The sequence below is a fragment of the Bifidobacterium sp. VU/mBH4 (B4) genome, assembly GCF_058199535.1.
In genome coordinates this window covers 181,336-200,913 of record NZ_JBVPQJ010000003.1, presented here as the reverse complement: position 1 = coordinate 200,913, position 19,578 = coordinate 181,336, and the positions used below count along the sequence as shown (strand labels likewise).

General features: G+C 59.2%; 13 protein-coding genes and 2 tRNA genes. 2 read left to right on the top strand and 13 right to left on the bottom strand.

The window, feature by feature from the left end; genetic code table 11:
• Positions 1-9 precede the first annotated feature (9 nt).
• The 11 genes from AC0AII_RS05450 to AC0AII_RS05400 form a co-directional block, all read right to left on the bottom strand.
• Positions 10-837: a hypothetical protein gene (locus AC0AII_RS05450; protein ID WP_490446396.1), complete on the bottom strand. Its 828-nt coding sequence runs from the start codon at positions 835-837 to the stop codon at positions 10-12.
• A 192-nt stretch (positions 838-1,029) separates the two neighbouring features.
• A complete protein-coding gene (locus tag AC0AII_RS05445) occupies positions 1,030-3,024 on the bottom strand; it encodes an LPXTG cell wall anchor domain-containing protein (protein WP_490446395.1) in 1,995 nt (664 codons plus the stop codon).
• A 243-nt stretch (positions 3,025-3,267) separates the two neighbouring features.
• A complete protein-coding gene (gene araA, locus AC0AII_RS05440) occupies positions 3,268-4,782 on the bottom strand; it encodes an L-arabinose isomerase (RefSeq protein WP_490446394.1) in 1,515 nt (504 codons plus the stop codon).
• Between the two features lie 31 nt (positions 4,783-4,813).
• On the bottom strand, positions 4,814-5,506 hold the full coding sequence (locus AC0AII_RS05435) for an L-ribulose-5-phosphate 4-epimerase (protein WP_045923976.1): 693 nt from the start codon (positions 5,504-5,506) through the stop codon (positions 4,814-4,816).
• Between the two features lie 66 nt (positions 5,507-5,572).
• A complete protein-coding gene (locus AC0AII_RS05430) occupies positions 5,573-7,186 on the bottom strand; it encodes a xylulokinase (RefSeq protein ID WP_490446393.1) in 1,614 nt (537 codons plus the stop codon).
• A gap of 102 nt (positions 7,187-7,288) precedes the next feature.
• Positions 7,289-8,410 carry a LacI family DNA-binding transcriptional regulator gene (locus AC0AII_RS05425; protein ID WP_232341919.1) on the bottom strand — a complete coding sequence of 374 codons (1,122 nt, stop codon included), beginning with the start codon at positions 8,408-8,410 and terminating at the stop codon, positions 7,289-7,291.
• A 49-nt stretch (positions 8,411-8,459) separates the two neighbouring features.
• Positions 8,460-9,167, bottom strand: coding sequence for a ribonuclease HII (rnhB, locus tag AC0AII_RS05420; protein WP_490446392.1), 708 nt, complete (start codon positions 9,165-9,167; stop codon positions 8,460-8,462).
• Positions 9,168-9,174: 7 nt separating this feature from the next.
• Positions 9,175-9,939, bottom strand: a complete 765-nt coding sequence (gene lepB, locus AC0AII_RS05415) for a signal peptidase I (RefSeq protein WP_490446391.1) — start codon at positions 9,937-9,939, stop codon at positions 9,175-9,177.
• A 145-nt stretch (positions 9,940-10,084) separates the two neighbouring features.
• Complete coding sequence (gene rplS, locus AC0AII_RS05410) at positions 10,085-10,456, bottom strand: 50S ribosomal protein L19 (RefSeq protein ID WP_024627419.1); 372 nt, start codon at positions 10,454-10,456, stop codon at positions 10,085-10,087.
• 221 nt (positions 10,457-10,677) lie between these two features.
• The gene (gene pgi, locus AC0AII_RS05405; protein ID WP_024627418.1) at positions 10,678-12,375 is read right to left on the bottom strand and encodes a glucose-6-phosphate isomerase; all 1,698 of its coding nucleotides are present in this window, start codon (positions 12,373-12,375) and stop codon (positions 10,678-10,680) included.
• 129 nt (positions 12,376-12,504) lie between these two features.
• Positions 12,505-13,629 (bottom strand): mannose-1-phosphate guanylyltransferase, encoded by a 1,125-nt coding sequence (locus AC0AII_RS05400; protein WP_490446390.1) that lies wholly within the window; start codon positions 13,627-13,629, stop codon positions 12,505-12,507.
• Between the two features lie 122 nt (positions 13,630-13,751).
• On the opposite strand from AC0AII_RS05400, the gene AC0AII_RS05395 reads away from it, so the two are divergent.
• Both AC0AII_RS05395 and AC0AII_RS05390 read left to right on the top strand, forming a co-directional pair.
• Positions 13,752-13,824: transfer RNA gene (locus tag AC0AII_RS05395), tRNA-Thr, on the top strand.
• 40 nt (positions 13,825-13,864) lie between these two features.
• Positions 13,865-13,945 (top strand) — tRNA-Leu (locus AC0AII_RS05390).
• A gap of 53 nt (positions 13,946-13,998) precedes the next feature.
• Here the strand turns inward: AC0AII_RS05390 and AC0AII_RS05385 are convergent.
• Positions 13,999-16,884 carry a hypothetical protein gene (locus AC0AII_RS05385; protein WP_490446389.1) on the bottom strand — a complete coding sequence of 962 codons (2,886 nt, stop codon included), beginning with the start codon at positions 16,882-16,884 and terminating at the stop codon, positions 13,999-14,001.
• Positions 16,885-17,346: 462 nt separating this feature from the next.
• Entirely contained in the window at positions 17,347-19,113 is a 1,767-nt protein-coding gene (locus AC0AII_RS05380; protein ID WP_045923969.1) for a hypothetical protein, read from the bottom strand.
• Positions 19,114-19,578: the final 465 nt, after the last annotated feature.

Below are 19,578 nucleotides of genomic sequence, written 5' to 3'. Positions count from 1 at the left end.
CGCGAAAACCTAGCGTTCATTCCTGTTCCAGGAACGTGCGACTATCGCCAAGTACAAGCCCATCATGGCCAAGATCATAAGCAGAACGCCCGGCGCTACCATGGATACACCGGTAGCGGCAAGCTTGCCTGGTCCTGGTCGCACTACTGGCACGACCTGAGGCACGTCCACAAGCTTGGGGCTGATGGTCACATCATAAAGCGGGTGGACTTCACCCTGTTCTCGGTAAAGCGGCAACTGCACGACCACAGGGTCGGCTTTTACCTTTGCATTCTTGGGTGTGGCCACCAGAGTAACTAGCCAGTACGAGGCATGGAAGTAATCGCCGTCGAAAACAGCAGGACTTCCGCCTGTCAGGCTGGGTGCATCTGAATCGAGCTGTGCTCCTGTAAGCCAAACACCTTGCGATTTCGCTTCTGATGCGTTAGTTATGGTGCCTTCCTGATCGGAGACACCATAGTATTCCGCAGGTTGCGTCTTGTCCTTGAAAGCATCCGGGTTGGCTGCCACCTCGTTGCTGATGGCCGCTTGTGCCTTATCAGCGCCAGGATTATGGTCTAGTGCCTCTACCCGGCTCTTTAGAGTACCGGCATCCAGCCTCAGGGCACGAAAGACATATCCTGCTCCAGCCGATACAGGAGCACTCGGCAGGATGTCATTTTGACCTCCTTGACCTGAATGTCCTCTCTTGAGTTGCACCGTCAGGGTCGGGTTGACCGTCTCCGCCTCTGCCGCCGGCGTCATATCGAAAGCGGTGAGGCCTAAGCAGGCCAAGGCCGCGATCAGACAGGGCAGGACCCGGTGGGTGAGGCATTTCGGCAAGGCAATTCCCTTCATAAACCTTCCCTTCCAAGGCCGCCTTTCGACGACGTGGTTGCGTCAGTTCTGCTGATCCAGAGAAACCAGACCAGCTTCCCGACATGTGCGGACCGCAGAAGTTCAACGTTCCGTATTAAAATGGCGGACGATTCACGGAGGAACCGTCCGCCATCGGGTCACCTCACATGATTCTTGATGTGACCGTGATCATCAGGCCCGGGCGGCGTTATTGCGCCGATTGCGGGCGTAGAGGGCACCACCCATGATCAGGGCACCGACAACCAGCAGCAGCAGGATGCCACGACCACCAGTCAGAGGCAGGGCCAGAGGCGCATCAGCATCAGAAGTCGCATAATGTGCCAAGTAAGTTTGTACTGGCACATTATTGAACTGTATCGCTGTGCCACCACCGTCAGTGATCTGCTTAGGTGTCCTTCCGAACCTTCCAAACCCAAGCTTTGTATAATCAGGCTGAATTGTGGCATGAGGTCCATACTCCTGAGCGACTTGCTCCTCAGTCTTACCGGCATCCCCAAATGTTACTGTGTGGAAGGGAATGCCAGGGTTACGCCAATCCTTGGGGGTCTTGGTCTCTTTCAGCAACCAATCACCGGCCTGCACTGTCTTGCCGGCGTCTTTAGTTGGAGCTGCCGAGCCGAAGACAGGCAAAGCAGCGAACGCTACCAAACCATTCTTGTTGGCCGTGGCCTTGTAGAGCTGAACACCAGCTGGCACCTTACCTTCGGCATAGAAGTTCCCATCAGATGCGAGGTACTCATCCGGCTGAGCTTCAGACTTGATCAGACGGAACTCAGTGTCGGGCAGAGCTGCAAACTTTGTCTTTTCATTCTGCACAGCACCGAAAGCAATAACAGCATTGATCACATTCGTATGCTCACGAATTGGATCTTGGTGGTTACCACCTGCGTCAAAGTTATCGGTGAAATCAGAAGCTGCGTCGTTGGCTACACCATCGGTGCCAGTCGAATCACCATCTCCAGTGACCGTGGCATCATAAGTTATGACAAGCAGGAAAGCCTTTGGAGTGAACTTCTTTATAGTGGTTAGACTCTTGAAGAAATCGAACTGGTAATAAGACACATTATCGCTCGGGACTTCATTGGCGAACATCTTCTTACCTTCAAACAAAGCGTCCGGATTTGATGTTGGCTGTGACTCCGTATAATCCGTATTTACAGCCAATGGCAAATCATCAACTCCATCTGCATGAAGCACAACCTTGAATTCGCCCTTCAGCTTCAGGGAGCTGGACATGCGATCAACAATACGCAAATCAGTGTTGCCTTCAGTCAGCTCACTGACATCAAGCTTGCCGTCTTTTGGTGTCTTAGCACCAGTGTTGTAGAGCTTCTGAGTCAGCTTATAGCTAATCGTATCGCCAGCAACAGCCGTCCGCTGAGGCTTCACATTATTCTGCGAATCCTTGACCGACTGGACGGTCTTGGAGAACTGCGTGATGTTCATGTTCTTCGGATACAGGTGCAGATGGTAAATGTATCCTTGAACCTGGCTTGCAGTATCGGTTGCATCGAGTGAAGTAGCCGCATAAGGCAGACCAAAGAACGATGGTGCTGCATCTTGATACTTGTGGCTATCAAGCTTGTTCGGATTGTCAGCCTTGAAAGCCGGCGACTCCTCACGATTCTCAACCAGCACGTACCAATAGTTGGCACCCGCGGGGAAGCTGACAGCTTTCGATGGATCCGAAATACCAGCCGTTGGAGCGTTGGTTGCAGTGTCAGCCGGATACCAGGTGTTAATCACACCTTGGCCGTCAGTGACACCGATATAGTTCTTCTCGACAGTATATGTTGCATCATCCTTGGCATCAATGTCAGCTAAAGTTTTACCTTCCTTGGGAGTGACTTGCCTTACATTGAAAGCAATGCCTTTGGCAGGAACCAAGTCGGCATTGGCGTTCAACTTTTCCACATCCTTAGAAGAACCCGTGGGGCTGTACCCCTGATCCAGCGACAGGTACTTGGTAACTGTCAGCTTAGGACTCACTGTTGATTGCAGCGGACCCGGCCTGAAGTCATCTTCGGCATTATATCCATAGTCAGTAGCGGCCGAAGCCTGGGTGGCTGGCAAAACGACCATGCCCGCCAGGAGCGTCGCTCCGGCAACCGCCAAGCCTAAAAGCTTAGGGAGCCTTATCCCTTCATTATCTCGTTGCATGTGCATGCACGCATTCCCTTCTTTGTTAATAGGCACAGGATGGCCAGGCACATCTTCGCCTCCCCAACCGATCACTTCCCCGACTCAGGGGGGTGGGCAATATGTCAACTTTGGGACATGCCACTGTTCCCATTGCCTAATCATCACTGTACCGACAAAATTGGGACAACGCAAACCGACAAGCCGAATATAAAAAGCCCCACCACATGTGTTGTGGCAGGGCCTTGCAATCTGTCCTAAGACAGGCGATCAGTGCCGGTTGTCCAGCCGGTGGTAGAGCTCGGCTGCACGCAGATCGGCCTCAAAACGGCGCGGTTCGGTGTTCTCGTCGATGACGGCGAGCTCCACGCCGGCCATCCGGGCAAAGTCCTCCCAGGCCTCGCGACCAACGGTGGTGGTCATGCAGGTATGGTGGGCTGCGCCGGCGCGCAGCCAGCACTCAGCCGATACCTTGAGGGAGGGCCGGGGCTTCCAGAGGGCACGTGCCACAGGCAGCTTGGCCAGGGACCCGCCGGGCTCAACCACGTCCACCACATTCATGACCAGGCGGAAGCGTTCGCGTACATCCGCCAGGGAGACAACCACAGCATCGGTGCAGGGGGTGGCCGTGAAGACCAGACGAACCGGATCCTCCCTGTCGCCGATGGACAGGGGGTGGATTTCCAGGCGGGGCCGCCCCTCGGTCAGCAGCGTGGGCGAGACCTCCAGCATGTGGGCGCCCATGATCTCCTCATGGCCGGGCACGAAGTTGTAGGAATAGTCCTCCATGAGCGAGCAGCCGCCCTTGAGGCCGTAGCCCATGACGTTGCCGATCCGGATCAGAACGGAGGTCTTCCAGTCGCCCTCTGCCGAGAATCCGTATCCGTCAGCCATCAGCCGCTGGGCTCCCACGCCGGGTAGCTGACGCAGTCCGCCCAGATCCTGGAAGTTGTCCACGGCGGCGGTAGCGCCCACCTCTTCCATCATGGCCCGCATGCCGAGCTCCTCGCGTGCGGCCACCACCAGGGAATCGTACCGGGAGTCCAGAAGTTCGGAAGCCACCTCATAGCTGCGCTTGTAGTCCTCGATCAGATCCTTGACCTGGTCGTCGGTGACGGCGTTCACATGCTCCACCAGCTCGTTGACCGGCCAGGTGTTGACGGAGACGCCGAAGACCCGCTCAGCCTCGGTCTTGTCGCCCTCGGTAACGGCGACATCGCGCATGTTGTCGCCCCAGCGGCAGACCTTCATGTTGTTGGCGGCATCCCAGCCGGCGCATGCACGCGCCCAGACGCCGATCTTGTCGGCAACCTCGGGGTCGGTGTAGTGGCCGACCACGATCTTGCGCGGGATTCCCAGTCTGGTCAGGATGTAGCCGAACTCACGGTCGCCATGGGCCGACTGGTTCAGGTTCATGAAGTCCATGTCGATGGTGTCCCAGGGGATCTCCACATGGTGTTGCGTGTTCAGCTGCAGGAGCGGCTTGCGCAGCTTCTCCAGGCCCCTGATCCACATCTTGGCCGGGCTGAAGGTGTGCATCCAGGCCACCACGCCGATGCAGGCCGGGTTCGACGAGGCATCGACCATGAAGTTCAGGATGGAATCCGAATCCTTCAGCGTGGGCTTCAGAACCAGCTTGACCGGAATCCGACCCGAGTCATTGAGGGACTTGGCGATGTCCGCCGCCTGAACGCCCACCTGGCGCAGGGTCTCCTCGCCGTAGAGGTCCTGCGAACCAACGGCGAACCAAAGCTCCTTGCCCTCGAAGGGATTTTTCATGCTCATACTTCTTGCTCCTTTGCTTATGCTTTCCAGCTCAGTGCTGGCCGTAGACGTGCTGGTACCTATCGTTGAGCTTGGCTATGTCGGCCGGATCGATGGGCTTGGGCGTACCGATCTGCTCGGCTGCCCAGACCGTGTGGGCCACCTCCTCGGTCATGGCCGCCGCCTTGACGGCAGCCTCGGCATCGGCTCCCACGGTGAAGGGCCCATGGTTGCGCATGAGCACGGCCGGGCAGCCCGGGTGATCCTTTAAAGTATCAACCACGCCCTTGCCGATGGCCTCGGAGCCGATCAGCTCGAAGGGACCCACCGGCACGGGGCCGCCGAACTCGTCGCCCATCATGGTCAGCACGCAGGGAATGTCCCTGCCGGTGGCCGCCCAGGCGGTGGCATAGGTGGAATGGGTGTGGACCACGCCGTAGACCTCGGGCATGTGCCGGTAGATATAGGCGTGGGATAGCGTGTCCGAAGAGGGAGCCTCGGCACCGTCAACCACATTGCCATCCAGATCGGTGACCACCATGGATCCCGGGGTCAGGTGCTCATAGCGCACCCCCGAGGGCTTGATGACCATCAGATCGGCAGAGCGCAGCCGCTGCGAGACGTTGCCCGCCGTCCAGACCACCAGATTCCACCTGGTCAGCTGCGCATGCAGAGTGGCCACCTGCTCGCGCACCAGTTTCACCTCGTCGCGTACCTCGGGCGAATAATCAGCCAAGGACACCATCAGCAACTCCTTTTCCCGGCCCGATCCCGCTGATCCGGCCGCTTGACGTTTTTTCGGCTCCAGGCCTCATCCCTGCAGGGGGATGGTCTTCACAGCCGCCTGCTCGATGGGCAGGCCCTTGGTGAAGCGGTCGAAGAAGGTTCTGAAGCCCTTCACATCGGCCGGATCCGGCTGCTCGGTCGTGGACTGGACACCCGCAAAGACATTGGCATCCAGGTAGTCGGCCAGGGTCTGGTCGGCATGGCCCAGATAGTCGGCCAGGACGGCCATGCCCCAGGCGCCCCCTTCCACAGCAGTGGACATGACCTTGATGGGGGCATTGAAGGCGGCGGCCAGGATCCGCTGAGCCACCTTGGGGGTGGCAAAGATGCCGCCGTGGCCGACCATGGTGTCCACTTGGACATGCTCCTGGCGGGTCATCACATCCATGCCGATGGTGACCGGCGAGAAGGCCGAGAAGAGCTGGGCCCGCATGAAGTTGGCCAGGGTCATCCGCCCCTCGGGGCCACGGGCAAAGACGGGACGGCCCTCCTCCAGGCCAGCCAGGAACTCCCCGGAATAGAAGCAGTAGTTGATCAGCCCGCCGGCGTCCTTATCTCCCAGAAGGGCCTGGTTGAACAGGGTGGCATAGAGCGCATCCCCTTTCAGGTCCAGACCGGCGGCCTTGGCGAATTCCCCGAACAGCCCCACCCAGGCATTCAGGTCCGAGGTGAAGTTGTTGGCATGGCTCATGCCGGCCGGATCCCCAGCCGGTGTGGTGACCGGATCCACCTCGGGGTGGAAGTCACGCAGGGGATGCTCCAGCACCACCATGGCGAAGATGGAAGTGCCCGCAGACACGTTGCCAGTGCGGGGACGAACCGCGTTGGTCGCCACCATGCCGGTTCCCGCGTCGCCCTCGGGCGGGGCCATGGGCACGCCGGGCTGCAGCTGGCCACTGGGATCCAACAGGGCGGCGCCTTCTGCAGTCAGTGTGCCCGCATCGCTGCCGGCGGTCAACGGCTCAGGCAGCAGGTCGTGAATGTCCCAGGGCTGGGCCTTGACCTGGGGCAGTCGGGAGAAGATGTCCAGCAGGCCCTGGTCGAACTCCTTGCGGGAGGAGTCGATGGGGAACATGCCCGAAGCATCGCCGATGCCGATGACCTTGCGACCTGAGAGTCTCCAGTGCATGTAGCCGGCCAGCGTGGTGATGTAGGCCACCCTGGGCACATGCTCTTCGCCGTTCAGAATGGCCTGGTAGAGGTGGGCGATGGACCAGCGCTCGGGAATATTGATCCTGAAGACCTGCGACAGCTCCTCATGGGCCTGGCGGGTGTTGGTGTTGCGCCAAGTGCGGAAAGGCACCAACAGCTGACCATCCTTGTCGAAGGCCAGGTAGCCGTGCATCATGGCCGAGATCCCCATGGCGCCGATCTTGGTCAGCGTCACCCCGTACTGACGACGGACATCCTCGGCCATGGCCGCATAGGCCGCCTGCAGACCCTGATGAATCTGGTCCATGGAGTAGGTCCAGAGGCCGTCCTCCAGCCGGTTCTCCCACTCGACATCCCCGGTGGCCAGCGTCCGGTAGTCATGGTCGATCAGCACAGCCTTGATGCGGGTGGAGCCGAATTCGATGCCCAGACTGGTCGCGCCCTCTTGTAATTCGCTCACGATGACGCCTTGTTCGCCAACAACCATGTCTGCTCCTTTGCCTGATATGTTAACGCTCACATAGTCTGGTTCCGATTGTAACTGAGTCCAGAGCATCAGGCAAGCTCACGGGATGCGGGCCGACAGTGGTCAGAGGCGCTTGATTGCGTAGCCCAGGGACCGACGCTGAATCACGTCCGCCTGGATCAGTCCCACGCCGTGATGGGTGACCGGGAAATCCACCGGCTGCCCTTGGTGAAGCAGGGCCAGGACCTGCCGCATGGTGGCCACCCCCAGATCCTCAAAGCGGGGACGGACCGTGGCCAGCGGCGGAAACATGTTGTCTACCGTAGGCACGTCGTCGAAGCCCACCAGACTGATGTCACTGGGAATGCGGATGCCATGCTCCTTCAGGGACCGGGCCACGCCCACGGCCTGGTTGTCGTTGGCGGTGACCACGGCCGAGGGCAGGGAGGTGCCGCTCATGCCCCGCTGATCGATCAGGTGGTTCATCAGCGTGTAGGACTCCCCCGCCTCCCAGCTGCGGGCGTGGACCACGGCCGTTCGTATGCGGCAGCGGGCGCAGGCCACCTTCCAGGAGGCCAGTCGGGTGGCTGCATCCCGCCACTGCGCAGGTCCGGCCATATAGAGCACTCGCCTGTGGCCCCGAGAGACCAGCAGCCGGGCCAGGCGCTGCACGGCACCCCACTGGTCGATTCCGGTCAGGGCTATCTGACCGTCGCCGCGTCGGCGGCTCAAAGCCTCTTCGACGCTGGTGATGCCATGAGTGGAAGTGACGATGACCCGAGGCTGGCTCACTTCAACCTGGCAGGCGGCCTGGAACATGGTGTCAGTGGGCGTCAAAAAGATGAAGGCATCCACATTCTGCTCCAGGAAGGTGCCGCAGAGTTCCTGGAATCCGGCAAGGGTGCAGGCTGACTCGTCCACCATCATGACCGACATGAACAGCCCATGGGAACGAGCCACGGTCTCGATGGCCGTGATTGACGAAACAGGCCCGAAGAGACTGACACCGCCGGCCACCAGTCCGATGGTCCGGCTACGGCTGGATGCCAGAGCCCGCGCAGAGTTGCTGGGTCGGTAGCCCAGCTTCCTGATGGCCTGCTGGACCTTGATCCGCGTTGCCGGCGAGACGTCCTTGGAATTATTGATGACCCTGGACACGGTCTGGTGGGAAACCCCGGCCAGCCGGGCAACCTCGAACATGGAGGGGCGCTTGGACCGTGACCTGCCCCCGCTGCCTGCGGGCATGTGACCTTCTTCCAATAGCCGTACGATAGCCGTGTCAACCGTTCCGATATTAGCCCCTGCCGGGATCGGATGAAGGCAAATGCCAGCTGACCCGGTGCAGACGGCTGGGCCCCAGACGGCGAATGGCCTCCAGATGCGCAGGCGACCCATAGCCCTTGTTGTGCTCCCACTGGTATGGGGCCAGGGCAGGATCGGAGGCGGCCAGGCGAACCATGAGCTGGTCACGGGTGACCTTGGCGATGACCGCTGCACAGGCCACACTGGCACAGTGGGCGTCACCCTTGACCTGGGTGGAAACCTTGGGCAGAATCGGGAGGTCGGGGGCATCGAAGCTGTCGGCGGCCGGGGTGATGTAGTCATGGGGACCGTCGAGGATGGCAGCCAGGCGACGGTCAGGCCCCAGATCCATCCCATGCTCCAATTCGGCCAGTGCACGCAGGGCGGCGATGCCCAGGGCATGGACGATGCCCCACTGATCGATCTCATGATTGGAGCAGGCCCCCACCGCCCAGCCGGCAGCCCAGTCCTCCAGGTCACGGTACATGGCCAGTCGACGCGCAGGGGTCAGCATCTTGGAATCCGCCACCCCGGCAGGAACCTTCAAATGGGGCAGGTCAGCGGAACAGACCGCCACCACGCCGACCATGGCCGGACCCGCCAGGGCTCCGCGGCCGACCTCATCCAGCCCCAGCACATACTCGGCTCCCTGGTCAGCCAAGGCAGCCTCGGTGGTCAGCGTCGGCAGAATCCGCCTCACAGCCGGTTCAGTCCTGCGTCGGCTCGGGCACAGCGTCGAAGACCTTGTGCTGGTTGTTGAGCAGCTTCCAGCTGCCCACCGGGTAGTAGGTCAGCAGTGCAGTGCCCTTGATGTTGTCCATGGGGACCAGGCCATTGTGGCCGTCGTCCTTGTGCAGACGGGAATCGGCGGAGTTGGAACGGTTGTCGCCCATGACGAAGACGTACCCAGGGTCCACCTTGATCTTGAAGGCAAAGGAGCTGGGCTCCACTCCTGGACGCAGGTAGGAGCTCTCATCCAAGGCGACGCCGTTGACGGTGACTGGGGCGCCATGACCCTTGCAGGCCACTGTGTCGCCGGGCATGCCGATCAGGCGCTTTACCAGGTGACTGCCGCGGAAGCTCGGAGTGGACTCTTCGCCTAGCCAGTTAGCAGGGTCAGTAAAGACCACCACATCCCCTCGACGGGGGGCCATCATGGACCTGGTCAGCCGGTGGGTGGTCAGGATTCTGTCTCCGACACCAAGGGTGTTCTCCATGGAGCCGGAGGGGATGACGTAGATGCTGAACAAAAATATGCGCAGGACGGCGACGACAGCCAAGAGGGCAACCAGCTCGAACAGAAACTCGGGCAGGAAACCGCGTTCGCCCAGACGCGGGTGGCTGCCCTTGGTAGAGCCGCGTCCGCCAGGGCGGTCAAAGGCATGGCGGGGCGGCACCGGGGCTGAGGTGGCCTGTCTGCCGTCCGGATACCAAAGTCCCGACGAGGACGCTTCCTCATCCCGAAAGGCCATATCCACTCCTTGTCATCCACCGGCACCCGCCCGCAAACAGATTCCGCATGACTCATAGCGTACACACCCAAGCATGGAAAAACCCGGGAGCATTACATCCCGGGTGTTAGCGGCCAGGCCTGGACTGGGTCGCCCTGGCTGAATCCTACTTGTTGGACTCGGCCTTGTTGTCGCGACGCTCGACAATGCGGGCGGCCTTGCCGTGCAGACCACGCAGGTAGTAGAGCTTGGCACGGCGGACACGGCCGTGGCGCAGCACCTTGATGGAATCAATCTGCGGGGAGTGCAGAGGGAAGCGACGCTCGACGCCCACGCCGAAGCTGACCTTGCGCACCAGGATGGTCTCGCGCACGCCAGAACCCTGACGAGCGATCACCACGCCCGTGAAAGCCTGGATACGAGAGTTGTTGCCCTCAGTGATGTTGACGTTGACCTCGACGGTATCGCCGGGGCGGAAGTCTGGGATCTGCTCCGCAGGCTTCATGTGGCTGGCGTCAAATTCCTGAATCGCGTTCATGCTGTTCCTCCATGGCCGCCGCACATCGACCCATGACATGGACCGCAACCACCAAAGGAGGCGATCCTGACGGAACCCGACGGTCTGCCGTCGGGGGTGCCGATCCGCCGGAGCATCCGGCTGGACCTGAAAGGAAGGGAGCCCATGCGGCAGCTGCCCTTCCGGCAAACAACTGTCCAATAATATACCACCAACCGGACCCACTGGGGCCCGGCATGACATCAGCGGCGGTGGGCCCTGTAGAAGGCGATCAGGGACTTGGTGGACTGGTCCTGCTCGGCCAGCGCCTGGTCATCCCGGGAGATGGCCGGGGTGATCTCGCGGGCCAGCTTCTTGCCCAGCTCAACGCCCCACTGGTCGAAGGAATCAATGCCCCAGACCGTGCCCTCGGTCAGCGTGATGTGCTCGTAGAGGGCGATCAGTTCACCCAGGGCGGCCGGAGTCAGCGCATCGCCGAAGATGGAGGTGGTGGGCCGGTTGCCGGTGAAGACCCGGGCCGGAACGATGGCCTCCGGAGTGCCCTCGGCGCGGACCTCGTCGGCGGTCTTGCCGAAGGCCAATGCCTTGGTCTGGGCCAGGAAGTTGGCCAGGAAGAGCTCGTGCACGTCCTGGTCGCCGTCCTTGGCCGGGTTGGGGGTGTTGGCGAAGGCGATGAAGTCGGCGGGTATCAGACGGGTGCCCTGGTGGATCAACTGGTAGAAGGCGTGCTGGCCGTTGGTGCCGGGCTCCCCCCAGAAGATTTCGCCGGTCAGGCTGGTCACCGGCGTGCCGTCCCAGCGCACGGACTTGCCGTTGGACTCCATGGTCAGCTGCTGCAGATAGGCCGGGAAGCGGTGCAGATACTGGTCATAGGGCAGCACGGCGTGCGAGTGGGCGCCGAAGAAGTTGACATACCAGACGTTGAGCAGGCCCATCAGAGCAACTACGTTTCGATCCAGGGGGGTGGCGCGGAAGTAGCGGTCGACAGTGTTGAAGCCCTTGAGGAACTCCTCGAAGCGCTCGGGGCCGATGGTGATGGCCAGGGAGGTGCCCACGGCGGAATCCACCGAGTACCGGCCGCCGACCCAGTTCCAGAAGCCGAAGACGTTGTCCGGATCGATACCGAAGTCGCGCACCTTGTCCAGGGCAGTCGAAACGGCGATGAAGTGCCGACGGATGGCCTCGGCCGAGAGGTCCTCGCCGTCCTTGGACAGCAGGCCACGCTCCCCCAGGCTCTTCAGGAGCCAGGCGCGGGCCTGGCGGGCGTTAGTCAGGGTCTCCAGGGTGGTGAAGGTCTTGGAGACGATGATGAAGAGCGTGGTCTCCGGATCCAGATCGCGCGTCTTCTCAGCCAGGTCGTTGGGGTCGATGTTGGAGATGTAGCGGGCACTGATGCCGGCATCCGCATAGGGCTTCAAGGCCTCGTAGGCCATGACCGGACCAAGGTCGGAGCCGCCGATGCCGATGTTGACCACGGTGGTGATCCGCTTGCCGGTCAGACCGGTCCAGCTGCCCGAGCGAACCTGGTCGGCAAAGGCGTAGATGCGCTTGAGGGTGTCGCGGACGTCACCGACAACATCCTGGCCGTCCACGATCAGCCGGCCGCGATCCTCCTCGGGACGGCGCAGGGCTGTGTGCAGGACGGCCCTGTCCTCGGTGTTGTTGATGTGCTCGCCGTTGAACATGGCCTCGATCCGCTCCTCAAGGCCGACCTCGCGGCCCAGCTGGGCCAGCAGTGACAGGGTCTCGGGCTGAATCAGGTTCTTGGACAGATCAATATAGAGATCACCCAGCTCGAAGCTGAGCTTTTCGGTGCGCTGCGGGTCCTTGGCGAACCATGCGCGCAGATCGATCCCTTGGCGCTGCATGTCGTCGAAGTGCTGGTGCAAGGCCGCCCAGGCCTTGGTGCTGGTAGCGTCCACTGGAGGATTGATGGCCATGGTTGTTCGGGTCCTTTCATGAGGTGATGCCCGGTCTACCGAGCACCCGGTTCTGTACCCCAAACTACTCACAAAAGCAGACAGAAGACAACAAAATCAGTCAATCTTCTGAGCACAGCCGAATCACTCTCAGAGTATGTCGTCACAGCCGTACTGGGCCAGCTTGGCCACCATGTCCTTGACTTCCTGACTGCGGGCCCGGGGGGCCACCAGGAGCGCGTCGGGAGTGTCGACGACGATCATGTCATCCACACCCAGAAGGGCGACCGTGCGTTCCGAGCCTGGCACGACCATGTCTCCTGCTGAATCCAGATACATGACCCGGTCTGCATCACCCAGAATCTTGATGTTGCGCCTGTTGGACGATGGCAGCAGGCCCGCCACCGAATTGAAGTCGCCGATGTCATCCCAATCGAAACCCCCGGGAACAACCGCCACGCCGCCAGCCGCCGATAGGGGCTCGGCCACGGCATAGTCAAAGGCAATCTTCTCAATGCCCGGCCAGTGCTCCTCCATGGCCTGGCCGCGGGCCTGCTCGCCCTGGTCCCAGACCTGGGCGATGGCCATGACCGCGGCGTGGAGCTCCGGCTTGTAACGACGCAGGCAGTCCAGAAGCACCTGCGCTTGCATGACGAACATGCCGGCATTCCATCGATACTCTCCTGTTGACAGGTAAGCCTGTGCCGTAGAGGCATCCGGTTTCTCGACGAATTCGCTGACCAGGCGGGCATCAGGGGCCCCGGGAATGCGATCGGCCAGGGAAGGGCCTTGGTGGATGTAGCCGAAGGCGGTGGAGGGACGGGAGGCGGCGATGCCGATGGTGGTCACATACCCGGCTCGGGCCGCTGCCACCGCCTGCCCCACTGAGGCCGCAAACGCCTTGTCGTCTCGGATGACGTGGTCGGCGGCGAAGGAGCCCACGATGATTTCCCCGCCGTGCCGCTGAGCCAGCACAGCAGTCGCCAAGGCAATGGCCGCCGTGGAATCGCGAGGAACCGGCTCGGCGAAGAGCGCATCCTCAGCCAGATCAGGAAGCTGCTGACGCACCTGATCCACATGCCGCTGGCCAGTGGAGACGACCACATGGTCAGCCCCGCAGATGCCGGCCAGCCGGTCAAAGGTACCCTGGATCATTGTTCTGCCTGATCCCAACAGATCATAGAGGAACTTGGGCCGGTCCTGGCGGCTCAATGGCCAGAGCCGGGTGCCCACACCACCGGCCGGAATGACGGCATAGAAATCATTGAGATCCATGCCCTCCATTGTGTCAAGAAGCTTGTACACCCTCAGCCCGAAGTGCAAGGCGTTTTTATCGTGCGCATCCAGTATGATGTGACATGTTGTCTTCTTCCGGCAGGTCCGGACGGGAGGCGAAGGCCACTTTAGCTCAGTTGGCAGAGCGTCTCACTCGTAATGAGAAGGTCGACAGTTCGATTCTGTCAAGTGGCTCTTTCACCAGCTGCCCTTTCAATGGCAGGGCATGTCGTACGCGCGAGTGGCGTAATGGTAGCCGCGCAGGATTTAGGTTCCTGTGTCTTCGGACGTGTGGGTTCGAGTCCCATCTCGCGCACAGGTATTAAGAACAGGGCCCGCAAGAACAGGCCCTGTCTTACGTTGCGGGGATCAGCGTCGGCTTTCCTGCTTGTTCCTCAGGCAGGCCACGAAGCCCACCAGGCCTAGGGCTATCAGCAACAGGATCCTGAGCACGGAAAGCGGCCATCCGCCGGTAAGCGGCAGGGAGGAGGTCGAAGGCCGGAACTCCAGCTCCTGCGACACCGAGGCCGACTGGTTCCCGCCCTGGAACCGACCCTGCGCGTCAGGGCCCTCGGCATCATCCGAAAGCACCTGGACGGCGACATCCCCCTGCTTCATCCCCTCAGGAGGAACCGCCTGCCATATGCCCTGGTCCCCCACAGCCACATCCGTGCCAGTGTTGTCAGGCCAGGTCACATGCACCATGGTCCCCTTGGTCTCAGGAATCTTCCTGTCCCCGTCCACATACTTGTAGGCCCTGCCGGCCACCTGGAAGACGTCATGGCGGTCAATGGTCAGCGTTGTGGGCGTCATGTCGATTTTCCGCTCGATGGATGCCGGGCCCGAACGGAGGTTCATCGGGTTGACCATTTCAACCTGGAAAGTATAGGTCTGCGTTTCATCGTCACCGTTATAGCCAGTGAACTTGTCAGCAGGGATATTCAGCGACCAGGACCAGGTGGAAGCCGCCGTCTTGGTCAGGTTCAGCGTGAGGCCTGATGTGGGGTCAGCGACGGAAGGAACAGCGCCGACCGCCGCATCCCTCTGGAAGGTGTTGGCCGGAGTGGTCAGCAGACTGGTCCAGCCCGAGGCAGCATTCTGCTTCATCGAAACGACCATCCTCGAATCAGTCATTCCCAATCCTGCCGAGGACCAGGCCGTATACACAGGCGACGCCTCACCCTTGAACTCGACGACCGAATCCGCCGGCAGGCTTCCGTTGACGGTATGGGGCACCGTGACCGAGAACTTGCTGGCATCCGGGACATCCTCGCCCGAGACGAAATAGGCCGTGCCGATATTCGAGAAGTAGGAGGTCAGGCCGAACCCGGAGACAGACTCAGTCACCCAGGCATGGTAACGCCTGTAGCCGCTGTACTTGTTGCCAGAATCCGGCGACGGATACAGCTTGTTGGTGTCCTGTATCCGCCAGGAACCCCCTTGTTTGCTGCCGGTGTCGACCTGGCACTCAGCCTCGCCAAGCCTGAACCCCCACGTGTCCGTCCCTTTCACCAGGTCATCGCCATTCGTGCCCTGCCCCTCCACAATGGGATTATTGGGATCCTCGCCGTAGAGAACGACCTTGTTGGGACGCGCAGGATCCTTGGAGGGCATGCACTCACCACTGATTACCGGCTCAAGCTTGGTCGTATACACGCTTCCAGAAGCATCCAAACCGGCATCAGCATCGTTTTCGATCTTGGTGATCGTAGGATCATCAGGACGAGGCACATCATACTTATAGAAAGCGGTATTGATAGTCCACCCCGCAGAGATATTCGTATCCTTCTCCACGGTGGACATACCGTCGTTTATCCCTACAAGACCAGCGCTCTTGGGGTTGTATACTTCAGGGCTGACGGTACAAGCGCTGCCGTCCCGGTTCGTGGTGACAGGCCAGGTGACCATCTTGAAATAGCCGTCAAGATCCTGCTTCTCCTTGGCCTCCTTGAAATCAATCCCGCCATCAGCCTTCTGGGCAGGCATGGGATTGCCATCCTTATCAGTGGCAAAAAGCACGTTGGGGTTGTCGAGATATTGAGGATCCTTTGGACTCACGTTGAAAGCGGAATACTTGCTGACTTGGGCTGCCTTGCTGGTCGTGGTGGTCGCCGTATTGGGGGACGGCTGCTGGCCTGTCACCAGAACCGGCTCAGGGGTCAGCTCATCAACAGGCACCCACTCGCTATCCTTCAGAGCCACCCACTGGTAATAATACGAATTGGTCTCAGAACATATGCCATCAGGATTATCATTGGTACTGCCACGCGGATTCAACCAGTACACGAAGAACGACCGTGCCGGAGCTGTTCCCGGAGCAGTACCGGCGATTGGCCCAGTAACATTGCTCTTATAATCAGGAAAACCGTAATCCGTCACCATGCCCCAATTAGCCTGATTGTTTTGGTAGAGATTTGGATTGTAGTCCCAACCGACCCAAGAATAAGGGCCACTGCACTTCATATCCTCTTTGCTGTCCAAGCAGTAACCCATATACACTTTCATCTGTTTGTCATGGGACAAGCTCGCTGTGATATTTGAATATCTATCCTGAGCCTGTAAATCACTCATGGAAGCCGGATCAAAGCTTGTGCAGTTATTGGTAGTCCAGGACCAGGAAGAATTGCCGCAGGACAGGGCCTTGTTCTGGTCACCAACGATGGCAAAGACATTCAAGGGCTCGGGGTGACCGCCGACCGCGAATTTTGCGGGATCTGTAGACGTATCCTTGATGTTCATATCACCCTCAATGGATATGGTCAGGTAGTCGTACAAACCAGAATTGATGATCTTATGAACGGTGAAGAACTCATCCTGGTTCTTGGCCCAGGTTAAGGCACCATCATAAGCGTTGGCATTTTTATTGCTGTCTACATAATCATCCGGGGTGATAGTGTTCATATACCGCACGCGCCTGTAATAGTCAGGGTTTTCGGAACCAACAAACTGATATATGAAAGATAAATTGCATTGTGACGGATTTTTGGTGTCAGTCCCACCAACACCGACACAATCCGGCTTAAATTCATTGTGCTTCACGCGCAGGATGAAGTCCATGCGCAGCTCATCCTGGTAGGCATCGATCCTGTCGTTGAAGGCCATCATCCTATAGAGCTTCGGTGTTCTACTGGCTGTTTCGTCCTGTCCATCAACGGCATTGGCCCGATTGGCCGAAAGCGCGCTCAGCCCCAACGGGACAACCATGGCCAGCGTCGCCAGAAGGGTTACCAGAACGGCGATAATCTGACGGCTCACATGCTGTGAACCTTTGGCGCCCCGTTCTTGCAGTCGCTTCAATACAATCCCCCCAAATCAAGATACAATTATGCTCTAGAGCGGCTCTACTTTGCCTTTAATTTATCCCCAGTTGCTTCGACTCTATCATAGAGATAAATAAATAGCATCTTCGCCTTTTCCATACATGCTCCAGGAGCACTGGAATTGCAAGCATTATCCAGGATTCCCATAGGGTGTTTCACGAACGGCATTTCACAACCGTTTACGGTCTTCATCTGGCTGGTCCGGGTTGGAGGTGGAGGTCACCTTGGCAAGGAAAGGCAGACAGTTCGACGCTGTCAAGCGGCTCTTCCGCCAGCTGCCCTTCAGATGTCTGGGCTCGAGTCCCATCTCACGCACAGGAAACACAAGCAGGGCCTGCTCCCATCCTCCTCATTCCATGGAGGTGAGAGCAGACCCTACCTTATGCCCGCCGGAGAATCAGTATCGGCTCTCCTGCCTATTCCTCAGGCAGGCCACAAAGCCAGCCAGACCCAGTATCAGCATCAGCAGGATCCTGAGCACGGAAAGCGGCCATCCTCCAGCGAAGGGCAGGGATGAGGTGGAGGGCCGGAATTCCAGCGCATGCGACACCGCGGCTGACTCGTTTCCTCCCTGGAAGTTGCCACTTTGAGGATCAGTGCTTTCAGCGTCATCGGAAGCAACCTGAGCGGTGAATTTCCCCTGGTTGATGCCCTCAGGTGGAGTCGCCTGCCATGAACCCTGGTTCCCCACAACAACATCCGTACTGCTGTTGCCGGGCCAGGTTACATGAACCACTGTTCCTTTGGTCTCAGGAACCCTCGTGTTGCCATTGACGTACTTATATGCCTTGCCCGCCACCTGGAAGACGTCGTACCGTTCCAAGCTCAGCGTGGTCGGCGTCATATCAACCGTCCGGTTGGTGGAAACCGGATCCGAAGGGACATTCAGAGGGTTGATCATCTTAACCTGGAAAGTATACTTCTCTGTCTCATCGTCACCGTTGTAGCCGGTGAATCTGCCAGCAGGTATGGTCAAGCTCCAGGACCAGGTGGAAGCCGCCGTCTTGACGACCTTGAGCACAGAGCCCGATGTGGGGTCAGCGACGGAAGGCGACGTGGTATTGACCGCCGCATCCCTCTGGAAGGTGTTGGCCGGAGTGGTCACCAGACTGGTCCAGTCCGAGGCAGTGTTCTGTTTCATGGAAATGGCCATCCTGGAATCAGTCATCCCCAGCCCTCCCGAGGACCAGGCTGTATATATAGGTGAAACAGTGCCTTTGACGGTGACGACCGAATTCGCCGGCAGAATCCCGTTTTTCGTGTGGGGCACTGTGACGGAGAGCTTGCCATCCGGAGCATTCTCGTTGGAGACGAAATAGGCTGTTCCTATGTTCGAGAAGAAGGAGGTCAGGCCGAACCCGGAGGCGGACTCGGTCACCCAGGCATGATAGCGCCTGTACCCATTGTACTTGTTGCCGGGATCCGGCGATGGATACTGCTTATTGGTGTCCTGTATCTGCCAGGACCCTCCCTGCTTGCTCTTAGGATCGACCTTGCACACCGTTTCTCCCAGCTTGAACCCCCAGGAGTCCGAGCTTTTCACCAGGTCGTCACTGCTCTTGCCCTGCTCCTCCTTGAAAGGATTGCCGGGATCCTCGCCGAACAGAGTAACCGTGTTGGGATGCGTGTCGTCTTTGGAGGGAGTGCACTCACCGCTGACCACCGGATCAAGCTTGCCGGTATAGACGCTTCCTGAGGCATTCAAGGAGCCATCGGTGTCATTCTGAATGTTGGTGATGGTCGGATCATCGGGACGAGGCACATCATACTTATAGAAGGCAGTATCGATAGCCCATCCTGCATCCAGATTCGTGTTTTTCTGGGCTGTAGACATATCGTCTGTTATCCCAACAAGGCTATCCTGTTGAGGGTCATATATCTTAGTGGTGACTTCAGGAGTGCTTGCCGTCGGCTTGCACTGGGTGCCATCGGCATTAGTAGTGACAGGCCAAGTAACTAGTTTGAAATAACCGTCAAGATCCTGCTTCTCCTTGGCCTCTTTGAAATCAATCCCGCCATCAGCCTTCTGGGCAGGCATAGGCTGGCCATCCTTATCAGTCGCAAAAAGCACGTTGGTGGTATTCGCATACTTGGGGTCAGTCGGATCGACGTTGTAAGCCGTATTGTCATTGACCTGATATTGAAGACCCCAGGAATTGGTCAAGCCGTTTACTGCTGGCTTCTGACCAGTTACGAGCACCGGTTTAGGCGTCAGCGCATCGACAGGCACCCATTGGCTATTCTTCTGCGCCACCCATTGGTAGTAATAGGAGTTGGTCGTGGAACATATTCCACCAGCGCTGTTATTTCCACGCAAATTGAACCAGTATACAAAGAAGGACTTGGGGGGCGCTACTCCTGGAACCGGATTGGCTCCTATAGGAAATCCATAATCCGTTACCATGCCCCAATTGGCCTGGTGACCACCATAAAGAGGGGGATTACCATTCCAGCCAACCCAAGAAGCAGGTCCGCTGCACTGAGGGTGGGGACTGTTACCTAGGCAGTTGCCCATGTAAAGCTTGATGCCCTTACCCTGGTCTGCAGTGATATTGGCGACCCTGTCTTGGACGTTGCTGCCGATAGAGCTCGGATCGAAGGATGTGCAGTCATTCGTAGTGTAGTCCCA

Coding starts and splice junctions, on each gene's coding strand:
- AC0AII_RS05450 (WP_490446396.1), bottom strand. CDS start 837: ATGAAGGGAATTGCCTTGCCGAAATGCCTCACCCACCGGGTCCTGCCC.
- AC0AII_RS05445 (WP_490446395.1), bottom strand. CDS start 3,024: ATGCACATGCAACGAGATAATGAAGGGATAAGGCTCCCTAAGCTTTTA.
- araA (WP_490446394.1), bottom strand. CDS start 4,782: ATGAGCATGAAAAATCCCTTCGAGGGCAAGGAGCTTTGGTTCGCCGTT.
- AC0AII_RS05435 (WP_045923976.1), bottom strand. CDS start 5,506: ATGGTGTCCTTGGCTGATTATTCGCCCGAGGTACGCGACGAGGTGAAA.
- AC0AII_RS05430 (WP_490446393.1), bottom strand. CDS start 7,186: ATGGTTGTTGGCGAACAAGGCGTCATCGTGAGCGAATTACAAGAGGGC.
- AC0AII_RS05425 (WP_232341919.1), bottom strand. CDS start 8,410: ATGCCCGCAGGCAGCGGGGGCAGGTCACGGTCCAAGCGCCCCTCCATG.
- lepB (WP_490446391.1), bottom strand. CDS start 9,939: ATGGCCTTTCGGGATGAGGAAGCGTCCTCGTCGGGACTTTGGTATCCG.
- rplS (WP_024627419.1), bottom strand. CDS start 10,456: ATGAACGCGATTCAGGAATTTGACGCCAGCCACATGAAGCCTGCGGAG.
- pgi (WP_024627418.1), bottom strand. CDS start 12,375: ATGGCCATCAATCCTCCAGTGGACGCTACCAGCACCAAGGCCTGGGCG.
- AC0AII_RS05400 (WP_490446390.1), bottom strand. CDS start 13,629: ATGGATCTCAATGATTTCTATGCCGTCATTCCGGCCGGTGGTGTGGGC.